Genomic DNA, 20,362 nt, shown 5'->3' on the forward strand with positions numbered 1-20,362 from the left:
ACTTAGAAAAATAAAAAAGCCTTTAGATTTAGAGAAAATGCAATATAACGATATTTTATGTCATGAATGATTAACTACATAATACTATAGATTCTCAACTACATGCTTTATTAGATGAGTTTTTAACTCCGTTAAGGAATAATAGAAGAAGTCATTCATGTAACTACTTCATTTTGTAGTTGGTGCGTTTTCGAATATAATATATGCAATAGTGAACCTTTGAGATGGGGGATATTACATGCACATAATGGATGACTATGATCAGCGCTTAAAGGATCTTCAAGCTACACTTGAAACCCTAATAGATAATTATGAGTTACTCCCTGATGCTTCTTATCAGATATTTAGTATCGAAGGAGAGATTAGAAGCTTTGAGCAGAGAAAAGAAAGACTTAACCTGAGATTTTCTCGGATAGACTGTCATTTATGTAAGCAGCCCATTTGGAATGAGGACGAACCGGCTAAACTTGGCGACAAAGGTAGCATCCTAATATGCCCGCGGTGTCTATGTACAATTAAACAGGTGAAAGGCACCACTGAGATAGAACGAGATCTTGAGATTAACAGTCCAGGGACTGTTAAACAAGATTGTGAAGGTCCTCTTAAAACTCTTCAATCGGAGTTTCTAATACGCAAATCAGAGAAGTTTTGGCTTATACACGAGGTAGTAGGTGAAATCTACTATCGAGCTGGCCGGCGAAAAACTAACCTACTGAATTCTTGGATCGATGAAATAATAAATCGCCTGAATCACCTTCAAGAGCAAAAAAAGTTTATGGAAGGGATGCGAACCTTAATTCCGGATTTACACACTCAAATCTTTAGCTTACAAGCTCAAATTCAAGATTTGCAAAGTAAAGTTGATCGAATAAAAGGTGGAAGGATACCTTATCGTTGCTCTCAATGTAATCTATGGTTAAAAGAAAACGGTATTCCAACGTTTTTTGGAAACTACACAATATGTGAACAATGTAAAAAAATCATTTCAGAAGTGATGACAACATCTGAAGCTGAAAAAAAACACGGTTTACCTAAAGGAACGATACGTCGTGACAACTCAAGAGGATCCCTAGAGAAATATAAGAAACTAGGATTGTTAAGACAATCAGGGAGCTTATGGTTGCTTCACGATATAGTTATTTTGGACAAATATAAAAGAATCGAAACGAAAGAGCAAGTATTACCCGTTCACTCTTCTGCAACGATGAGTAAAGAAAGCATACCTTCTGATCTACTTAGTAGATCTGCCTCCATCTATAAACAAGTCATGGAGCGAAAACAATTGGAGAAATGATTTATAACTTAAATGATAATGAAAATCCAAAGCCGCTCGAGATTTAAATTTTTTTGTAACAGTCTTTACCACGCAAATTGTTCATTATTTTATGTGATTCCAGTTGCTAGGCAATATGAAGGATGGTACAGTAAAAAATAACTTAATAATGTATATGCGAAGTACGCATCTATCCAAATAGGGTAGGTGCGTTTTCTTATTTCTAAAGAAAGGCAGGATCCTATGAGATATCTGTTAATAAATTTGCTTTATACCTCTTTTCAGCTAGTTAAGCTTTTATCGAAAGTTACCGTGTATGTGCTTGGATATGGGTTCGTCTTCGCAGTGGTGTTATTTTTGGTCTTTAGTATCGTAAATGCCATATAAGGACCATGGTTCCAAGATAAATAGGGGATTATTTGAATTGGCCTAGTTAAAGATTATCTCTGGTTAAAAGCTAACTTCTGTTGAAATTGATCAGTCATGCAGAGTTGTGCATCATACCATTTTGGGAGAGATTGGTTTGTCATTAAAAGTTAGTACCGAACCAGTTCTTGAACATTATATCGACTTCTCTAAGTGAACAAACTCTGTCCAATTGGGACGAAGCAATCTCATTCCTTGAGACTAAAATATCGGGTGGTTTGCATTTAGAAATCATTTAGCATGAGAAGGATAATTCGTTTTAATTGAAGTTATCTTAGAGATGGGCTATTAATGCGATATCTTCCAAAATCTAAATCAGGGCTAAAGTCTTTTTTGTTTGCACATTATCATAAAAATTAGCATGCATTGATGGCAATATATTTACAGCAGTATGACCATGGCTTATAATACAAATAACTTAATAGTAGAAACGGGGAAGCACCTCGATATTGGTTAACCACCAATATTGAGGTGCTTTTTTTGTTTTTATAGTTAGAAGGGTAGGGAGATCTATTGAAGAAGAGAAAGAAAGTTAGGGAAGCAGCACAAAAAGCAACAAAAGTTGTCTTAGCGTTAGCTTTACTTGCACCCCCATTAGTGGCAACAGGTGTATTGACGCCTGCAGCCTATGCAGCTGTAGATACTATTTCTGTCGTTTCCAACACGACATCATTAAAAGCTATTCAATCTTCTGTGGTAAAAGTAGAAATGAATGATCAGGGTAATTACCGTATCATCTTACTACCGAATACCAACGTTTTTTTTGGTGGCAATGCTGGAAACGTATCAACGTTTCTGGATTATAACGGGGAAAGAATCAATTTCAACTCGTTATCTTTAAATTACTTCAGAATCAATGACAATATCATTGAAATGTCACGTCAGAAAGATAATGTTGAATTTATCCTTCGTGTGTCGATTGTTAATGCAACCTCACAAGGGGGATACATGAAGGTTGAGTTAGAGGCAGTCAACCGAGGCAGTGGTAATCAAAATCTAGGTGGCACCTTTTATTGGGATACCATGGTAAACGGTAATGATGCTTCACCATTTGAAGTTATTCAAAATGGATGGAGAAATTATAGTGGTGGGGTGCAGATCACTGCTTTTTACGCAAACACATACAATGTTGTAAACGCAGATCGAATTTTCATGGGAGCCTATCAGAGCCCAGCAAACGCTAGCTTGACCGGCGGCAGTCCACCTTCATCGTACTACGTTGGACAACAGATTACTGCAGGGGATACAGCTGCACAGTTTTGGTGGGATAAACAGCCCGTTTCGAGCGGTGGATCAAGGAAAGTTTCTACCATTGTGGGGATTGGCCCCCAGAATACCCCACCTTCATTTGCTTTAAGTTCACCAGCTGCTAATCAATCCTACTACAAAGGTCAGACACTACAGATTGCGGGTACCACGAAAGATACGGACATCGGTGATCTACTGACTGTAAAATGGTCTATTGATGGAGGAGCCGAAAATGTACTTTCTACATTGACGGCCAACGGATCTAATCAACAATTCAGTAGTAACTATACCTTGCCTTCAACCTTATCGGATGGTGCTCATTCCTTGCAGGTGTGGGTTATGGATGATAAAGGTGGCGTTTCTACTGCAAATACGGTGAACTTTACTATTAAAAGTTTTGTAGTTCCGGGTCAGCCTGTAATCAGTTCAACTTCTAACAATGGTTTCACAGTTTCTTGGGACAAAAAAGAAAATGAATCCGCTGTAACCTATGAGTTACTAAATGTAACGACAAACCAAACAATTAATGCAGGTTCTGCTAATTCGGCAACGATTACTGGATTATCACCTAATACCAATTATACCTTTAAAGTTAGAGCAAAAAATTCTAGTGGTTCTTACACGGATTATTCTGCTCAAACTAGTAACTATACCTTTGCCAATGCTCCAAGTGAAGCAACTGTTACGCAGACAGGAAACTCACCAAACTTAAAATGGTCAGCGAATGGAAACTCAACAGGGACTACATATAAATATGAATTACGCGATACAGATAGCAAAATTGTAAAAACAGGGACAACGACAGCTACAAATCTGAATTTGTCTTTAGACGGAGTTGTAGATGGGAAATATAACGTCTTTGTTAGTGCCGTAAATGGAGGAGGCATTGCAACAACATATACTGCGGCTGGTCAAGTCATTAAGGATACCACAGCTCCGACTACACCTGAAATAACAGTTGATCCTTCAAGTTGGACCAACTCATCAGCTATAGTGACTGTGAAAAATGGGGCAGATCACTTAAGTGGTGTTCAAAAAAGTCAATACAAAATGGGATCGACCGGTGAATGGGTAGATTATACAGAGCCATTCGAGGTCTCTAAAGAAGGTCTTCAGGATATCTATGCTAGAACAGTAGACAACTTTGGGAATATAAGCGCCGTTTCCTCATCAACTGCTCGGATAGATAAAACGGCTCCAGAAGCACCGATTTTTTCATTGGATCCGTCAAGCTGGACTAATAAGAATGTAAATGTAACGTTATCGCCTGGTACGGATAATCTTAGTGGTGTTCAAAAGATTCAGTATAAAATTGGTCCCGGTGGTGAATGGAAAGACTATACAAAAGGATTCTCCATCACTTCAGAAGGAATAAGTGAAATTTACGGGCGAACTATTGATAATGCTTCAAACGTAAGTGTTGAAGCCGTAGTTGAAGCTAAAATCGACAAAACTGGCCCAACGGCACCGAAATTAGCTTTGAGTGATTTGGAATGGACCAATAAAAACGTGACCTTCTATATTGCCGATGGGGTAGATGAGGGTAGCGGAGTTGCTAAGACGCAATACCGGTTTGGAACCACAGGAGCCTGGGTTGATTATTTAGGTGAAGAAACTCTAACTGCAGAAGGCGAAACCGAAATATTTGCAAGAACAGTGGACAACGTAGGTAATGTAGGAGCAGTGTCATCGGCCACGGCAAAGATCGATAAAACAGCTCCTACTACACCTCAAGTCTTGTTGAGTGAATCATCCTGGACACGGGATCCCGTTACGTTCTCCATTAGTGGAAGTACAGATGCCAATCCAATCCATTACGAATATAGAGTCAATGACACTGAGTTTGTGAAAGGTTCTACTGGAACCATTCATGATAATGGTATAACTACTTTAACGGTAAGAGCACGTGATGAAGTTGGTAATGTAGGAGAAGAGGTAGTTAAAAAAGTATATATTGATAACCTTGCTCCGCTGATTTCAATTACTCCTAATGCAACAGATTGGACAAATAAAGACATTGAGGTTTCAATCAAATATTCCGATTTGCACTCCGGTGTTGATCCAAATAAACGCTTCTTTAAAATTACCAACACTTCTGAAGAACCTGCAAATTGGGATTCAGCTAATGAAAATGAACATCTGGTTACCATACAGTCTGAAGGAACTTGGTACGTACATGCCAAAGTGCAAGATATTGCAGGAAATTCATTCAAGACGGTGACCTCACCGCTCAGGTTACAAAGGCTTCCAAACGTACCTGAACATTTAAAATTAGCAGGTGTCTCTGAAGATACAGTAAAGGTTACCTTTGATCTACCTAAAGATATACTCTCAGATGGATACAAATTTGAGATTGAAAATACAACAACAGGTCAAACCTGGAATCTGGATTATCCAGCAAATGAGATTTTAGATGAAGCTCTATCAGGTGGAGACAGATATGAATACAGAGTTCGTGCATTGAATCATGTTGGACATAGTGATTTCTCAAGCACGGTTACAGCGCTCACACTACCTTCCGCTCCAGAAAATGTTGTCATTCAAAAGGTTGGAACAGATTATAGTCAGGCAAGGGTTACCTTTGATCCCGTCAGGAGCGCGTCATCCTATAGAGTTATGGCCAAAGATGGAAACAATAAAATTATTTTTGACCAGATTGTACATGATGCAAATGCACAATTGATAAATGGACTTTCAGCGGGAACGGTCTATTCCGTAAGTGTAAGTGCACTAAATGAATCCGGAGAAGGTTCTAGTCGAAATGCTGGTTTCTTATCTTTACCATCGGCACCTGGTCATTTTGCGAGTGTGCAGATAGAGGAAACTAAGATTACTCTTGGCTGGGACACGGTGACTTCGGCTACTTACTATTCATTGAATAGAGACGGTGAATCACTGTTTGAAGGAACTGAACTTACCTTTACAGATTCTGATCTTGAATCAGGGACGGTTTATCAATATGAGTTAAGTGCTTCGAATGAAACAGGAACGGGAGAGACAGCTACACTTAACGGGCTGATTACGCTGCCTGGTAAAATAGAAGGATTGCAGATTGTGAACCCGACCCAACATACGTTGAACTTAACATGGCAAGCAGTTCGAGGAGCGGATCACTATGTCATTCTTCATGAGGGCAGAGAATACTTAACCGTACCTGGTGGACAAACCACAGCTGTTGTCCAAGATCTCGCTTCAGGAACGCCGTATTCCTTTGAAGTTTTCGCAGTGAATGAAAGTGGAAAAGGTTCATCTATCTCGGCAAGCTCCATCACTGTACCTGATCAAGTACAAGAATTAAAGTCAGACTCCATAAGTGAAACTAGTGCTACCGTTTCATGGCTTCCAGTACCTGGAGCAGATAGATATCGACTTAAAATTGGGGATCGTTCTTTTGAAGTTGCGGGGACTCATCTAGAGCTCACTGGGCTTTCAGGCAGTAATGTGTATAGTTACACTGTGGAAGCGGGTAACAGCTCTGGTTACAGTGATTCTGTTGAAGGTGATTTCTTAACAAACCCATACTCGCCCAATCATGTTGAGGTGACAGAGACGACAGAAACGAATATAAGCCTTCGTTGGGAGACAGTGGCAACCGCAAATTCTTACATTGTCTCTATGGATGGGCAAATTGTCGGAACTCCGACCTCAGCAGAGTTCCAAGTGAACGATCTTATTCCAGGATCGAAGCATACGTTTACTATTCAAGCTGTAAATCAAACAGGTGAAAGTCAGAAGACAGCTTATGTGTGGATGACTAAACCTGCATTAGTAACAAATGTTCAGTCATCCCCGGCAACATATAGAGCAGAGGTAAAGTGGGAAACAGTAGCTGGTGCTATCGAATATATTGTTGAACATGATGGCAACGTATTGTATCAAGGGACAGATACTGCTCTCGAATTAACCGGACTTTCGGATGGAACGGATTATGAATATGTTATTCATGCTGTCAATGAGTTTGGAGTCAGTTCCCAGAATTCTAAATTTGGATTCAAAACGCTCCCACGAAAACCCGTTAACGTAAGTACGGGCAATATTGAGAAGGAGTCTCTAACGCTAGATCTCAGTGATACACACGTAATCGGAGCAGACAATTATGTGATTAAACGTAATGGAGTAATTATTGCGACCATTCCATCATCAGCAAAAAAGTACACAGATGAAGGACTGCGCCCCGGTACAAAATACATTTATTCGATCCACGGGGAAAACATTAGCGGAGACGGGGAAGCAAAGACTGTTCAAGTTACGACAAAGACAGAGGCCGTAAATGAGAACACCATTGGAGTACATCCTGAAACGAACCAAGTTAATGTGTCTTGGTCTCCAGTCAAGGGAGCTGTTTCTTATCAAATTTTGAATATTGAAACGGGAGAAAAGTATTCAACTTCGGATGTGGAGAGCATCATTCCCAACTTAATTGCTGGTTCAATTTATTCGTTTACCATCACCTCCTTTAATATAGAAGGAATTGAATCAGAACCTATCACATTTACAAGCTTAACTAAACCGACAGCACCATCAACAGCCACAATTGGTGGAATAACAGACACGTCAATAACTATTGATTTATCCATGAGTGCTGTTCAAGGGGCTGAAGAGTATATCATTGAACGAGAAGGTAAAGAAGTTGGACGAACCTCCTCAAATGAAACTTCATTTAAAGAAGATGGATTAGAAGCAGGAGAAGAGTACACCTACGTTATTAAAACTTCAAATACATCGGGTGAAAGTGCAACAGGGTTTACACTAAAAGGGAGGACTGTCCCAGCTACATCTTCAAAACTGGCCGAGGTAAAGTCTGTATCAGATAATAGTGTATTGATCTCGTGGGATAAAATTAAGGGAGCAGAGGGTTACAAAGTATACTTTGACTCTGAGTTAATTACAGTAACGACCGAACTTAGTGCATCAGTAGATAATTTAATTAGTGCACAAACGTACAACAATATTCGTGTAGTTCCATTTAACAATGCAGGTGACGCTATAGGATTCGCTGTTACAGAATTCACAACGCTCCCTGTGATTAAAGGGTTGTTGGTGACTTCTAAACCTAAAACAAGGGAAGCTGAGCTTACATGGTCTCTTCCATTGAAAAATGAAATTATGGTCATTGAGTATCAAGGGGAGGAAGTTTACCGAGGACAGGAAAGTAACTTCACTTTAACAGAATTAAGACCTGGAACGGAAGAAGCGATTACATTTATAACGGAGAACAGCCAGGGAGATCGATCTGAAGAATTTATTCATTCTCTGCTTACACTACCTTCAGCACCTCCAACTGTGAGTTACACATCTACTTCGAATGGAGTATCTCTGGATTTTGCTTCAAGTAAGGTAAAAGGTGCTACAGCTTACATTGTTCAACGAGACGGAGAGGAAATCGGTCAAGTTTCAGTGACGGAGTCTGTTTATGAAGATGAAAATCTTGAGCCAGGAAAGACATATCACTACTTCATTAGAACACTGAATGACACGGGTGTAAGCGAGGAAGGTTTTGCATTAGACGCAACTACACTCCCCGCTGATATGACCATTTCTCCTGCTATTGATAGTAGAGGTGTCGATGGAGTAAATATTTCTTGGGAACCTATCTTAGGTGCAACAGGATACAAGCTATTTAATCGTGATGTATTCCTTACTTCCTTGGAGAAAACGTCATTAGCACTAACAGGACTTTCGAGCTCAACGAAATATGGAACATACCGAATTGTACCCTTTAATGAAGTAGGTGAGGGTAAGGGGATCGATGTGCCGATCTTTGAGACGCTACCAAGTGGCGAATTCGAGGTGAAAACAGTAGGTAAAAGCACTTCTGAAGTTGAGTTTAACTGGACGCTCCCATCCTCCAATGAAATTTTCGTACTTGCATCTCATGGGACAGAAGTATATAGAGGAAAGGATCAACATTTCACCTTGAAAAACCTTAACGGGGGAACTGTGTATCTGATGCAGGCTTGGACGGAGAACGAAAGTTCTGACCGCAGTAAAGTCAAAGAGGTTACAGCCCGTACGCTTGGCTTCCTTGCACCTTCCGGAGGGAACTTCAGCTCAGAACCAGCTCCAAAACCTACAGATCCAAGTAAAGATGTACCTGCTGAACTTGAGGTGGTACCAACTCCGCCTGTAAAACAAGTACTTTTTGAAGACATAGATAATACTTTTAATAAGGAACAGATCATGTTCTTGGCTCAACAAGGAGTAATCTCAGGAATTAGCGAAACCAAATTCGAACCGCAACGTGCGATCACAAGAGCAGAGTTCACTGCATTAATCGTCCGTTTAATGGGACTTAAATCGGTAGAATACAAAGGAACATTTAAAGACGTAAGCCCAGAAGATTGGTTTGCAGAATACATTGCAGCCGGGTTTGAAAATAAGGTTATAACCGGTATGGGTAAGCAAGTGTTCGCTCCTCATGAGCTTATAACAAGAGAGCAGGCATCAGTGATTTTAGCAAATGTGTTACAAGGAATGAACGCTTCAGGAACAAGTGAACAGCAGAAATTTGTGGATGAGACAAAAATTTCTGGTTGGGCGGCTGAAAAGGTAAGCTACCTATCTGAGTTAGGGTTAGTTAACGGATATCAAGATGGTTCATTTCGACCGTTGAAAGATCTCACCCGTTCAGAAGCAGCAGCGTTAATTTTCAGACTGATGGAAGTGGTCCATAAGGATTTGGAGAGTAACAAGTAGTGATAATAGGAAGGGTAACATTTCCTGATGCACCAAAAGTATGAAGGTGGTAAAATGAAAATTCATTAGGTTAAGAACAAGGATCACCTTGAAAAAATTGTTTTTCAATTACAAGGTGGTCCACCTATTGAGTTAGGAGGTAATTCTTTGACCTTACATAAGATCCCAGTAAACCATACGGAAGAACTTAGCGAAATTGAGTTTCTCCGTTTAGTACTTAGTCTTCTAGAATCAGAATTGAACTATTTTGCTTCATACTATTCAGATGATCGTACCTCATGCAATCAAAGAGAAGATGAGGACCAACTGTATTTAGAAATCCAAAATATCCAAAATAGAATTCAAACGTTAATAAATGATGAACCTATGATCCCTCAACATGCTTCCAAGTTGTATATCTGACTATTTCAAGAATAATATCGTCTGATGATATAAGGGGTTATGAAAGACTATGAAAGAAATTAACCATATAGCTTTACTACCTTAGGACATTCCATCATTTTGAGGTAAAGTAATTACTAATGGCATAAATTCTCGTTCCTCTAAAATAATGATGATTCCGGCAGAATTTCATTAACTCATTTAAAAGGACCCCTTGAAGCCAGTTTAGAATTTCTAAAGATACGAGCATTAGAACAGGACAGTTACAGAAAAAGAGCTAAGCGCTATAATGATAAAAATAGTGATCTGGTTGTTGGAGGATGAATTATAATGCTGGAACGAGAGAAAACTCTTGATCCCGAATCGGTAGGGAGAAAAATCCGTGAAATTAGAAAAAAAAAGGAATATACACTTATCGATCTTGCCAATAAACTAGGTTATGCTACAGGTAAGCTGAGCAACATCGAAAAAGGTAAAAGAGCTAAATTTCCCTTTGAGGAATTAGTTGATATTGCTAGTGCATTAAATGAACCGGTTGAGTTATTTATTATTGATGAATCTGATCAATTTATAACGGAACAAGAGAATATAAGACAAAAAATAAGCTTAGTGAAACACCGTCTCAGCACAGGCTTATTAAGCGGATTAAAAGATTCTCTAGATGAACTTCAAGATAATATAGAAAAGCTATCTTTAAAAAATATGATCATACACATTAACTTCCTTTGGGGAGAATATTATAGAGAATTGTTCGATTATGACATGGCCTTGGAATATTATAATGAGGTTATTAAGGCTGAAGTCTATGATAATGAAACCGTCGAAGCAAAGATACGAACCTATAATGCTCTTGCGTCGCTTCAGTTACAGGAACGACATATAAAGGATGCGATTACCACACTTAAAAAGGCTTTAAACTTCATTGAAAAAGAAGACAGGGTTCTTAGTTTAGATATTTCGAACGTGCACTATAACTTAACTCTTATTTATATACACATCGGTTATATGGATCTTGCTGAATACCACATACAAACCTGTATCGAAACTATTGAAGGAAAAAGTGAACAGGCTTATTATCATGCACTCTACTTATTAGCTATAACGTATTGGATGAAAGAAGAATATGAAAATGCAAGAAATTTACTGTTCCGTTCAATGAATTGGTTTCAGAGACAACGCGATTTAGCAAGTCTGTTTAATTCACTTGAATTCATTTTTGTAATGTATCGTGTTAAACCTCATCTTATTATTGAAGACATGTTTGAATATTTAAGAGAATTCACTACAGTTAAAGTTCCCGAAAACATTGTATCTCAAAAAGTACGATGTCTTTTCATGTTAATAGAGTTCGAAATCGAAAAAAAAGAATATCTTATTGCACAGAGTATACTAGCTGTGTGTAAGGATTATATCAAGGATTATTCGTTTGCTGAAGGATACCGAGCATTTGTACTTGAAGCATTGTTAATCAGAGAGGTTAGCAATAATTCAATGGAAGAACGTGTTGCTCTTGAAAAGGCACTCAGCTTTTTTGAAGAGTCGGATCGCTCACCTCAAAAAGCCAATATTTTATTTCAACTCGGGAAGTTAAACGGTCCTGACAGTAGGGATATATATGAAGAGGCTCTAAGCATTTTTAACGATAATCTTCTTGAACAAGCTTATTTCAGTCAGACTGATTTTTCTATTCTTCCTAATCTGCGATATTGAGAAAATCCATTGGTTTTGTAGAACTGATGACCAATGATCTCGTTTTATAGGTGTGTTTAAGAACCCAAACCCATACACAAAATAAGTAGAAGCACCTTGAAGGATAACCTCTAAGGTGCTTCTACTATCATTCATTAGGTCGCCAAACTTGTGTACGTGATCTAGCACGACTTTTTTGTTTCTGTTTTTCCTCTTTTAGTTTTTGTCCAAGATACGTAACTAATTGATTCTTTTCCTGCAATGTAATTTGTAAATCATTAAATAGTAGTTCTTCAAGTTGTTCCCAAGCTTGTTGGAGTGCTTTGACTTCAACTTCTTTCTTCTCATCCAAGCTAGCTATGTATTCAACCCCTACATTTGGATTTAGAGCAGGATTGATTTCACTATAATCCATAGGCTCACGTACTTTTAAAATTTCGGTTAATTCGTTCAATATTACAATTTTCCTAGTGTTGTTGTTATCCATATTACTTTCAGACATCACTGGACCGCCTTTCTAAATACGTTCCTAAAGTATAAACTAACCCATTGTCTATTCAATTGTCAAAACATTGTGTTACACACTCTTGTCTATCAAATAACAAGGGGATATAATGAAAATAGAAATTGAATATGTGGAAACTGGAAGCACCAGTTATAGCGAGCCTTCGCTGTAGCTGGTGCTTCTTTTTTTGTCTATAAGAGGTTTTCAAGGTTTCAATTTCACAACAAAATAATACGGTAGAAGGAGGATGCCCTATGGAAAAGGTTGTCAACAACAATAAAAATGAAAATATGCCTCCTCAATTAAAATCATTCGTTAAGAAGTGGTGGGTCGATCATAGAGAGCGAATGGATGAGTGGTATCGTATTTATTTCCATACGATTGTAGTTACAATGATGATAGTCATCAATCTGTGGCTTGGATTTTCATCGTTCCTTATTTTCTTTGCACAATGGTTTAATGTAGATTCGGGCACTATGGGTTTTTTAAACGTCTTTTTTGAGGAACCTCCTAGGCTGTTAGTCTTGTTAGTTGATCTCACTTATGTACCACTCCATCATTATCAGACAATGTGGATACTGATTGTGTTAAATCTCCCTATTGTAACTTGGCTTTATTCCACGGTAACTCAGCCCATTATGCGAGGATATAAGACTGTGATTAGCTGGACCTCTAAACGAGGAAGAGTAGCTGCAGCAATGCTGTCCGGAATACCTTTCCTATGTTCATTCACAGCCATTTTTTCTTGGTACGTGCGAAATTACCTCTTTGACTTCTTTGTGACTGTACAGTCGGACAAAGACTATTTGGTCGTTACATCCATGGAGAGTTTCGGGTTTGTTCTCATGTGTATTCCGGTCTTCATCTCCCTCTTCGCAGTGTACTTAGTTGCAAAAGAATTCTATCGAAATGAAGACCTCCAGTTACTGTTTTACAAGTGGGAGTTTTCTTTAATTGCAAGCCAGTCCTTCACGCTTCGGGGTAAATCATCTGACGTCATTGTCGGGTGGGAAAAGGATACTAACAAACCTATTGTTTTGACTGAAGGATCACGATATTTACACGAATTAATTGTTGGTGCTACAGGTACGGGTAAAACCTCCACGTCCATTCTAATACGTATCGTTCAAGACTTAATTCGGATCGCTAGAGGTAGAAAATTAGGCGTTGTTGTTCTTGAGCCGAAAGGTGACTTAATCCGTGATGTACAAAAACTTTGCAGAGAACTAGGGATACCTGATCATAAAATTAAAATTGTCGATCCGACGGATCTAGTAAGATCTATAAAGTTTAACCCTTTTGTTGGCCCCCTAGAGTCAGCTGCTGAAACGTTTAGGGGCGTATTAGATGCTCTGGCAGGGGACCAAGATGAATTTTTCAAAGGCCAGCAAAGTGAAACTGCAAGTTTGTATACGATGTTAGGAAAAATCCGATATGGAGATTTGTTTTCGATTGTACAAATGCAGCAGATGTACACGGATCCGCGGTATCTTGCTAACATCACCGAGGAAGTTCGTAAAGCCATTGATAGCGAACAAGATGATCCTGAGCTGGATCCAAACAAAAAAGCGGTTCTCCAGCGTTACGACAGAATCGTATCCTATTTCGAGACTGAGGTCCTCGATTATAAAACGTTCAGGGACAAAGAACAAAACGTTCATTTGGTGACTTATCCATCAGGACACAAATACGAAGGCCAGCAAATCATTGAGAACAAGAAAGACAAGTATGTGGCTGGAGGTAAAAAATATCTAAATGATATCGTAATGAATGAAATGTTATCCCAACTGATGGTGGCCAATGAAGGGGAAGAGGCTTTAAATATAGATGAATTTCTTCAAGACGGAGGCGTGCTTCTCGTTAATACTGCATTGGGTGAATTAGAAGAACTAAGTCTTTCTTTTGGACAGTTCTTTATTCGTCAATTTCAATCCTCTGTATTTCGACGTCCACCAGAAGAGAATGGCTACAAACGTTGTCCTATCTTCCTCAATATCGATGAATTTCCACTATACATTAACGAAGCGTTTGTTCGTTTGCTAACGCTTGGTCGTTCATTCAAAGTCGGAACGCTCATTGCAATCCAGTCACTAGGTCAACTGAAAGCTGTTGTGCAGGGGTATGACAACACTGTACTTAATTCCGCACGGAATAAAACTGTTTTTGGGGGAGGGGAATATGAGGATAATGAGCGCTTCTCCAATAACTTTGGTGAAGAAGTGCAGGTCGAAGAATCGTCGAATGAGTCAACGACCCCAGTCAGTATGCCTAACCAGTCCTGGGGAATGCGATATAACATGCAAAGAACTCTTGCTGCGCGGTTCACTCCAACGGATATAAAAGAGCAAGAATTCAAACACTTCATTGTTGATTTCGTGGATGCGGATGGCAGCGTTAAAGCCCCTACCCGTGCTTATGGTAAATTTATTAACGAAACCAAATACCTTTCGAAGTTCGTGAATATAGGTAAAATTGAATTCGAGACAAAAGACCATAAACCTTTGGCTGTTGCCGCTCACAAACTGGCTCATATCCACTTATTAAAGCCATTGTTCGGCGATAAAGCAACAGAAGATACAGGTGAACGTGAGTCTACAGATATCTCAGAGCCTACTCAACAGAAAGAACAAGATATGGTGGAATTGTTACCGACTTCACCATCCACGATGACACATGATTATCTTGAAGGGGAACAGCCCTTAGCTATACTAGATTCATCAGTAGCTAACCTGGTAGCCATCGATGATTTCTTAAAAGATCGCGGTCAGACTTCACATGGTCCTCTAGAGACAGAGTCTAAACCTACACTGATTCCCGTGGATGAAGAAGAGACGTTCAACCTAACGAACCTCAGTGCTACATCACCGACATCGATCAATTTATCACCTGAAGAGGAGGAAGAGTATCGCTTTTATTCAGAGACTCTACCCGAAATTAAAATGTCTCCAATCGTAAAGGAGATTGTTTCTGAAGAAGCTAATTCAAAGGAGGAGCAAACATTCACAGACAGGAGTTTGTCACTACCTGCGGGTGTTGAAAGTTCTTTGAATGAATTACTAGTAAGATTAGGTCAGAAGAATATGGATCCGGAGGATACACCTAGAGAACCAGAATTAACAGATTCAGATGAGGGCTGGGGGATTGAGGATATCGAAATAGAACAACAAGTGTCTGAACTAGACGTAACTGATCAAACCAATGATTACAGTGAATACCAGTTACCCACTATGCAAGGTCAACCGGATCAAGCGCCTAGCAACTTCATTGATCCGGAGCTTAGCGACTTAGTAGCTACGGATAGGGGTGCAAGAACCAGGCAAAAGGAAATAGCACATTCGCGAATAACCAAATTGGACAGCACAGTCATAGATGACGATTGATAGTTGACAATATTGGAGATTATTATTACTATAATAAGTAATTGAATAGTTCGGATCGGGGAAGCACCTCGCACAAATGTTATTGACATTTGTACGAGGTGCTTCTTTTTTTGTTTTCCGGACAAACATGTATATTCCAAATTGAGTAGGAAAGATGAGGGGTAAATATGCGCCAAGTTGAACAACGCTATGATAATGTTGGGGATGAACAACTAGGATGGGCTGATATAAAAGAATCGCAGCGTGTGAAACAAGTTCTTTATGCTGAAGCTATTGGATTAGAAACATTAACCCTGGGTGACAAAAAGGAAGAAATGTTGAAACTTAATTACAAAGGAGTTTTTGGCTACCTTCCTAAGTCCCGGATCGATAATTACGAATTCAAAGGACTTCATCACTTTCTGGGAAAAGAATTCGAATTTGTTGTAGAAACAGTGGACATTGATGGTCATTGGTTTTTAGCTGATCGGGTTCAAGCTCTTGAGGTTTCTGCACGCCGTTTTTGGAAGTCCGCTAAAGTAGGACAAGTCATGGTTGGATTTATTCGTGGAATGGATATGTCTCGCCTGTATTTACTTGTTGAGGGTGTTCCTGCTGTTATGAGCAGAGAGGAAGTCAGTTACTCTTACATTGACGATATGCGAAGTGAATTTGAGATAGGGGATACTCTCGATATAAAGATCACGAAACTCGAAGCTCCAAATGAGGAGAACCTGAATGGACTTCTTGAAGTTAATGCCAAAGTTCTGTCGAGAGATCCATGGGGACAAATTGCCGATTACAAAGAGGGAGGATCCTATACAGCGGTTATTACTAAAATTCACCCGGAGCACGGTGTATTCTTAGAACTTCTTGGTTCGTCTGGTTTGATTGTGCGAACAAACTTCCCACCAAACGCGAATCCTGATGTCTTGAAAAAAGGTAAAAAGGTAACCGTTAAAATTCTCGAGATCAATCACCGGGATAGACGTATTAAGGCCATTACTATCCTTCCTCAAAGATCAATTAACGCTGGAAGTAGACGCGGCGTTCGTGTGATACACTAATGGTTACAAATTCAAGCGTTCTTCAATTTGAACAAACTGGACACGATCTGCAGACAAATCAACCTCCTTCTTCAGTATTCCAGACTGTGCCTCCAGAACTGAATCCTTATGGCCAGGATTCTCCAGGAGACATTGAAGAAATGTTACTGCCAGACGGATCTGAGTTTGGGTTATTTAGTGATCCGTATGCACAGCAAGTCTTCATTAAAGCAAATGAAGGGATACGAAACGGCCAGTATTGGTTAGATACAAAGCTATCCGATGGTCATTTCACAGAAAAAGAAGTTAAACTACTCGATCTACTTTCTACTATTAGAATAGCAACAAGAAGTCAGATTCACAGATCCTTGAATCCGGGTCAAGAAGATGATAGGAGTACGGTTGATTTTATTAAAAAGTGCAGAAAGAATGGGGTTATATGTGCCTTTTCATGGGTTTCACCGTTAATAGGTGCTCAGCAGCGTAAAAAGCCTCAAGTCTATGCTTTAACCAAAGCAGGCGCACAAGCAGCCGAACTTATTTTCCAGAAGAGACTTCCAGACAAGTTTTGGCTCCAACCGATTGTTTTCCCACCTGGGCGTTCTCCATCGATGGATATTTTCTTTCTGGATTTAGCGGCGAATGAATTGTATAGCGAATTGGTACGAATTGATCGCATGGTTGAGTGGACCCGACGTCCACCTATCAAAATTCCTAATGCTCAGTCCAATCATTATCCCTATGCCTCCTTTAGAGTGATTAAGGATAGCAATGATTTTAAATTGTTCTGGATAGAAGTATTTCGTCCATCTCGAGATTGGATCAACAAAGTCATTACGAGATTCCAGCGTACGGAACTCGCGTTCACTTCCTTACCAGAACATCAAAGACCTACGAGGGTTATTATGATTGTGGATGGGGATAGCCGGGTTAAGTTTCTTTCTGAGTTGCAACGGAAGTATATGCCAAGTGTCGAGGTTCGATACACTACGGATGAACGTCTGCTATCTGGCATTGGACCAGAGACTTTTATCAATTACCATATGGAAAAAGAAGCTTTAATCGGTGTCTCCATACCTTATTTAAAAGCGGGGTACAAGGGGATGACTGCATCGGAGTATTATGCTAATTTGCAACCAGACATCGAAGATGATGACGATATTTAAATGAGTGAGATAAGGCACCTTTAAAAACAAGTTATTGCTTTTGTCATATTATGATATTTCATGGGAATTTTAGTTGACAACTTATATTCATTTATTTAGAGTGTGAATATAATTGATATGTTTTGATTATTATGACGTTTACTAATGTAGATAAAAGCTCAAATATATAAATATACTAGAACGGGGACTGAAGAAGATGAGTGGGAATTATGAGAACTTTCCGGTTGATTTAATTATTATTAGCGATAAATTGGACACTAGAACGAAGCTTAAGTATTTGAAAATGTTTTATATTGAGCAACAGGGTTACGTTGCAGCAAGCACAAGTGATACTTCATATAACCTATTTAAAGTAGTGGAAACTGAAGGGGCATCGTCTGAGCTACATGATATTGTCGATGATTTGGAATGGAAACGAGCAAATGACCATCTTCTTACATATCATAAAGATGTATTGAACTAATAGAAGTGTCCCCACTCTCCTGGCATTCAGCCAGGTTTTTTCATAAGATTAATATTTTGTACCATGAATCGTCGATATTTCCTTAACGGTCTAGGCCGATTCCTACTAGTGATAGTAACACCACATCGATCAGAAAACGCTGAATGTAATTACAAAATAGATTTGCCATACATCGTGTTCCAATTCTGCTCAATCTAGCAGACTAGCCCAGCAAGGATCTTATGATTGAAGCTACGAAAGATTCAAAGCGGATAATAGACTTAAGGCTGCCGAGCTATTACAATACAAAGGAGAAATCTGCGGAATGAAGGTGAGTAAAGATATGTCTAAGTTTAAAGACCTAATATCCAATGAGATTTCTTCCTTAGCTCAGAAAACGGTCGCCATGCAAAAAGTTGGAATGGATGCTGGGAAAATTGAGAGTCTTACTCAGGGTGACTTGCAGACGATTGCGAAAAGTTTTATGAATAGTAATCTGCATGAGCTAAAACCCATATTGGAGAAATATAGAGATAAAGAGAGGGAGCTATTAAAAAGGTATTTAACGATACAGAGCTCTGGTCAAAAAATCACGGACGAAGATCTCTTAGAACAAGTCCATCATGATCTAATTATCAAATCGATTGAACTGGCAATGCAGATGAAACGGGAATATAGAAAGCAATATAATTCCCATTCTCATATTTTAGAGAAGAATCTAATCAAAGGTGGACTTTTTCTTAGTGGAACACCTCATGGGATGAACAAACTTACTGGAGGGGACATCCTGGAGTTAGAACGACGTGGTTTCCGTCCTATGATATACAAGAATGATAATGGGGCTTTATTGAATACTTATGATACAAGAGTATTAATAGGGCTGTTTAAATTGTGGTTAAATCAAGGGAAAAATAAACAGATCAAGTTTGAATTTAAGGACCTAGCCGAGGCTATGATTACAAAACCTTCTGGGGGAGAGTACAAACTAATCCATAAGAGTTTGAAAAATATCGCAGCGACGTGGATTGAGTATAAGGAATACTTTGACCCTGCTATCTCTGAATATTACTCTGCTACGATTCAACATAGACCGATTAAGAGTTTAGCCTGGATTGCGCGGACTCAAGAAGAGGAAGGAAAGGAACGTGCTGCAGTAATAACCTTTCATGAAGTACTTCATGAATCATTACTGGCTGGAAATTATCTTTTTATTAATATGGTGATTTACAATGAGTTGCCAACTTCTTATGCAAGAATGATTTATTTAAATATTTTGGATGCTATTGAGAATGGAACTACGTCATTCTCCTTAGATCAGCTCATTGATCATATTATTTTGAAAGATGGAAATGATGCGAATTTTAATCGCGCGAGGACCATACGGACCATCGAAACATCTTTTGCGCATCTATTGGACGCTGATATCATCTCTGATTTCAAAATGTGCAAGAGCAAACGTAAGTTTACCCACATTGAGTTTACACCAAGCGAGTGGCTTCAGGGTCATCGAGGCAAAACAGGAACAGTCGAACTTGATTCATCACAAAAAATGCTTTGAGAGCTATTTGCGCGGGCTCTCTAAGTACGATTTTTTAACATACATTCTACTCCTTAAAACAACATACATTTTACTCCCTAAAAAACCATACATTTTACTCCGTGATGGTTTATTTTCTTATTTCTAATTTTACTCTGACGAATGGGAACATACTAATATCAAAATGTAAATTTAAAACTGTGGATAATTCCGTCGAAAAAAAATAAAGTTCGAAAAAGTCACGGAGTAGAATGTATGTTTAAGAACGGAGTGGAATGTATGTTATGGGGAGTAAAAGGTATTTAGTAGGGAGTAGAATGTATAGTTAAGGGAGTGGAATGTATTTTTGAAGGAACTATACATTCTACTCCGTAGTTTATCATACATTTTCCTCCGATTGACCAACAAACACCGTTAATGATACTGTCGAAATAGGTAAAAAGGTAAATCATACCTCAAAGTTGTGGATAAAATTTAGGACTCTATTTTAGGGGATTCTTCTTGTGGACAATTTTGTCCTAGTACCCTTGCGAGTCAGACTTCATAGTTAACCAGACCATCAAATTATACACAAGACAAGTGTTTTTAAAGGCT

Annotated in this window: 9 protein-coding genes; 8 read left to right on the forward strand and 1 reads right to left on the reverse strand. The window is 38.9% G+C overall.

Annotation, left to right across the window (positions count from 1 at the left end; all coding sequences use genetic code 11):
- Nucleotides 1-238 precede the first annotated feature (238 nt).
- The 3 genes from BLS14_RS28075 to BLS14_RS28090 all read left to right on the forward strand — a co-directional run bounded on the left by BLS14_RS28075 (nucleotide 239) and on the right by BLS14_RS28090 (nucleotide 11,734).
- Entirely contained in the window at nucleotides 239-1,294 is a 1,056-nt protein-coding gene (locus BLS14_RS28075) for a hypothetical protein (RefSeq protein ID WP_090954993.1), read from the forward strand.
- A gap of 918 nt (nucleotides 1,295-2,212) precedes the next feature.
- Nucleotides 2,213-9,643, forward strand: a complete 7,431-nt coding sequence (locus BLS14_RS28080) for a fibronectin type III domain-containing protein (RefSeq protein WP_090954995.1) — start codon at nucleotides 2,213-2,215, stop codon at nucleotides 9,641-9,643.
- 711 nt (nucleotides 9,644-10,354) lie between these two features.
- The gene (locus BLS14_RS28090; protein ID WP_090954999.1) at nucleotides 10,355-11,734 is read left to right on the forward strand and encodes a helix-turn-helix transcriptional regulator; all 1,380 of its coding nucleotides are present in this window, start codon (nucleotides 10,355-10,357) and stop codon (nucleotides 11,732-11,734) included.
- A 127-nt stretch (nucleotides 11,735-11,861) separates the two neighbouring features.
- On the opposite strand, the gene BLS14_RS28095 is transcribed toward BLS14_RS28090, so the two are convergent.
- Nucleotides 11,862-12,215 (reverse strand): hypothetical protein, encoded by a 354-nt coding sequence (locus BLS14_RS28095; protein ID WP_090955001.1) that lies wholly within the window; start codon nucleotides 12,213-12,215, stop codon nucleotides 11,862-11,864.
- 257 nt (nucleotides 12,216-12,472) lie between these two features.
- Between BLS14_RS28095 and BLS14_RS28100 the strand changes: the two genes are divergently transcribed.
- From BLS14_RS28100 to BLS14_RS28120, 5 genes are all read left to right on the forward strand, one after another.
- On the forward strand, nucleotides 12,473-15,598 hold the full coding sequence (locus BLS14_RS28100) for a type IV secretory system conjugative DNA transfer family protein (protein ID WP_090955003.1): 3,126 nt from the start codon (nucleotides 12,473-12,475) through the stop codon (nucleotides 15,596-15,598).
- Between the two features lie 167 nt (nucleotides 15,599-15,765).
- Nucleotides 15,766-16,644, forward strand: coding sequence for a S1 RNA-binding domain-containing protein (locus BLS14_RS28105; RefSeq protein ID WP_090955005.1), 879 nt, complete (start codon nucleotides 15,766-15,768; stop codon nucleotides 16,642-16,644).
- The gene (locus BLS14_RS28110) at nucleotides 16,644-17,789 is read left to right on the forward strand and encodes a replication-relaxation family protein (protein ID WP_090955007.1); all 1,146 of its coding nucleotides are present in this window, start codon (nucleotides 16,644-16,646) and stop codon (nucleotides 17,787-17,789) included. The genes BLS14_RS28105 and BLS14_RS28110 overlap by 1 nt, the downstream gene beginning before the upstream one ends.
- 196 nt (nucleotides 17,790-17,985) lie before the next feature.
- The gene (locus tag BLS14_RS28115; RefSeq protein WP_090955008.1) at nucleotides 17,986-18,252 is read left to right on the forward strand and encodes a hypothetical protein; all 267 of its coding nucleotides are present in this window, start codon (nucleotides 17,986-17,988) and stop codon (nucleotides 18,250-18,252) included.
- Between the two features lie 304 nt (nucleotides 18,253-18,556).
- Nucleotides 18,557-19,789, forward strand: a complete 1,233-nt coding sequence (locus tag BLS14_RS28120; RefSeq protein ID WP_090955010.1) for a hypothetical protein — start codon at nucleotides 18,557-18,559, stop codon at nucleotides 19,787-19,789.
- Nucleotides 19,790-20,362 lie beyond the last annotated feature (573 nt).

It is taken from the genome of Paenibacillus sp. OK060 (assembly GCF_900101205.1).
Lineage (GTDB): Bacteria > Bacillota > Bacilli > Paenibacillales > Paenibacillaceae > Paenibacillus > Paenibacillus marchantiae.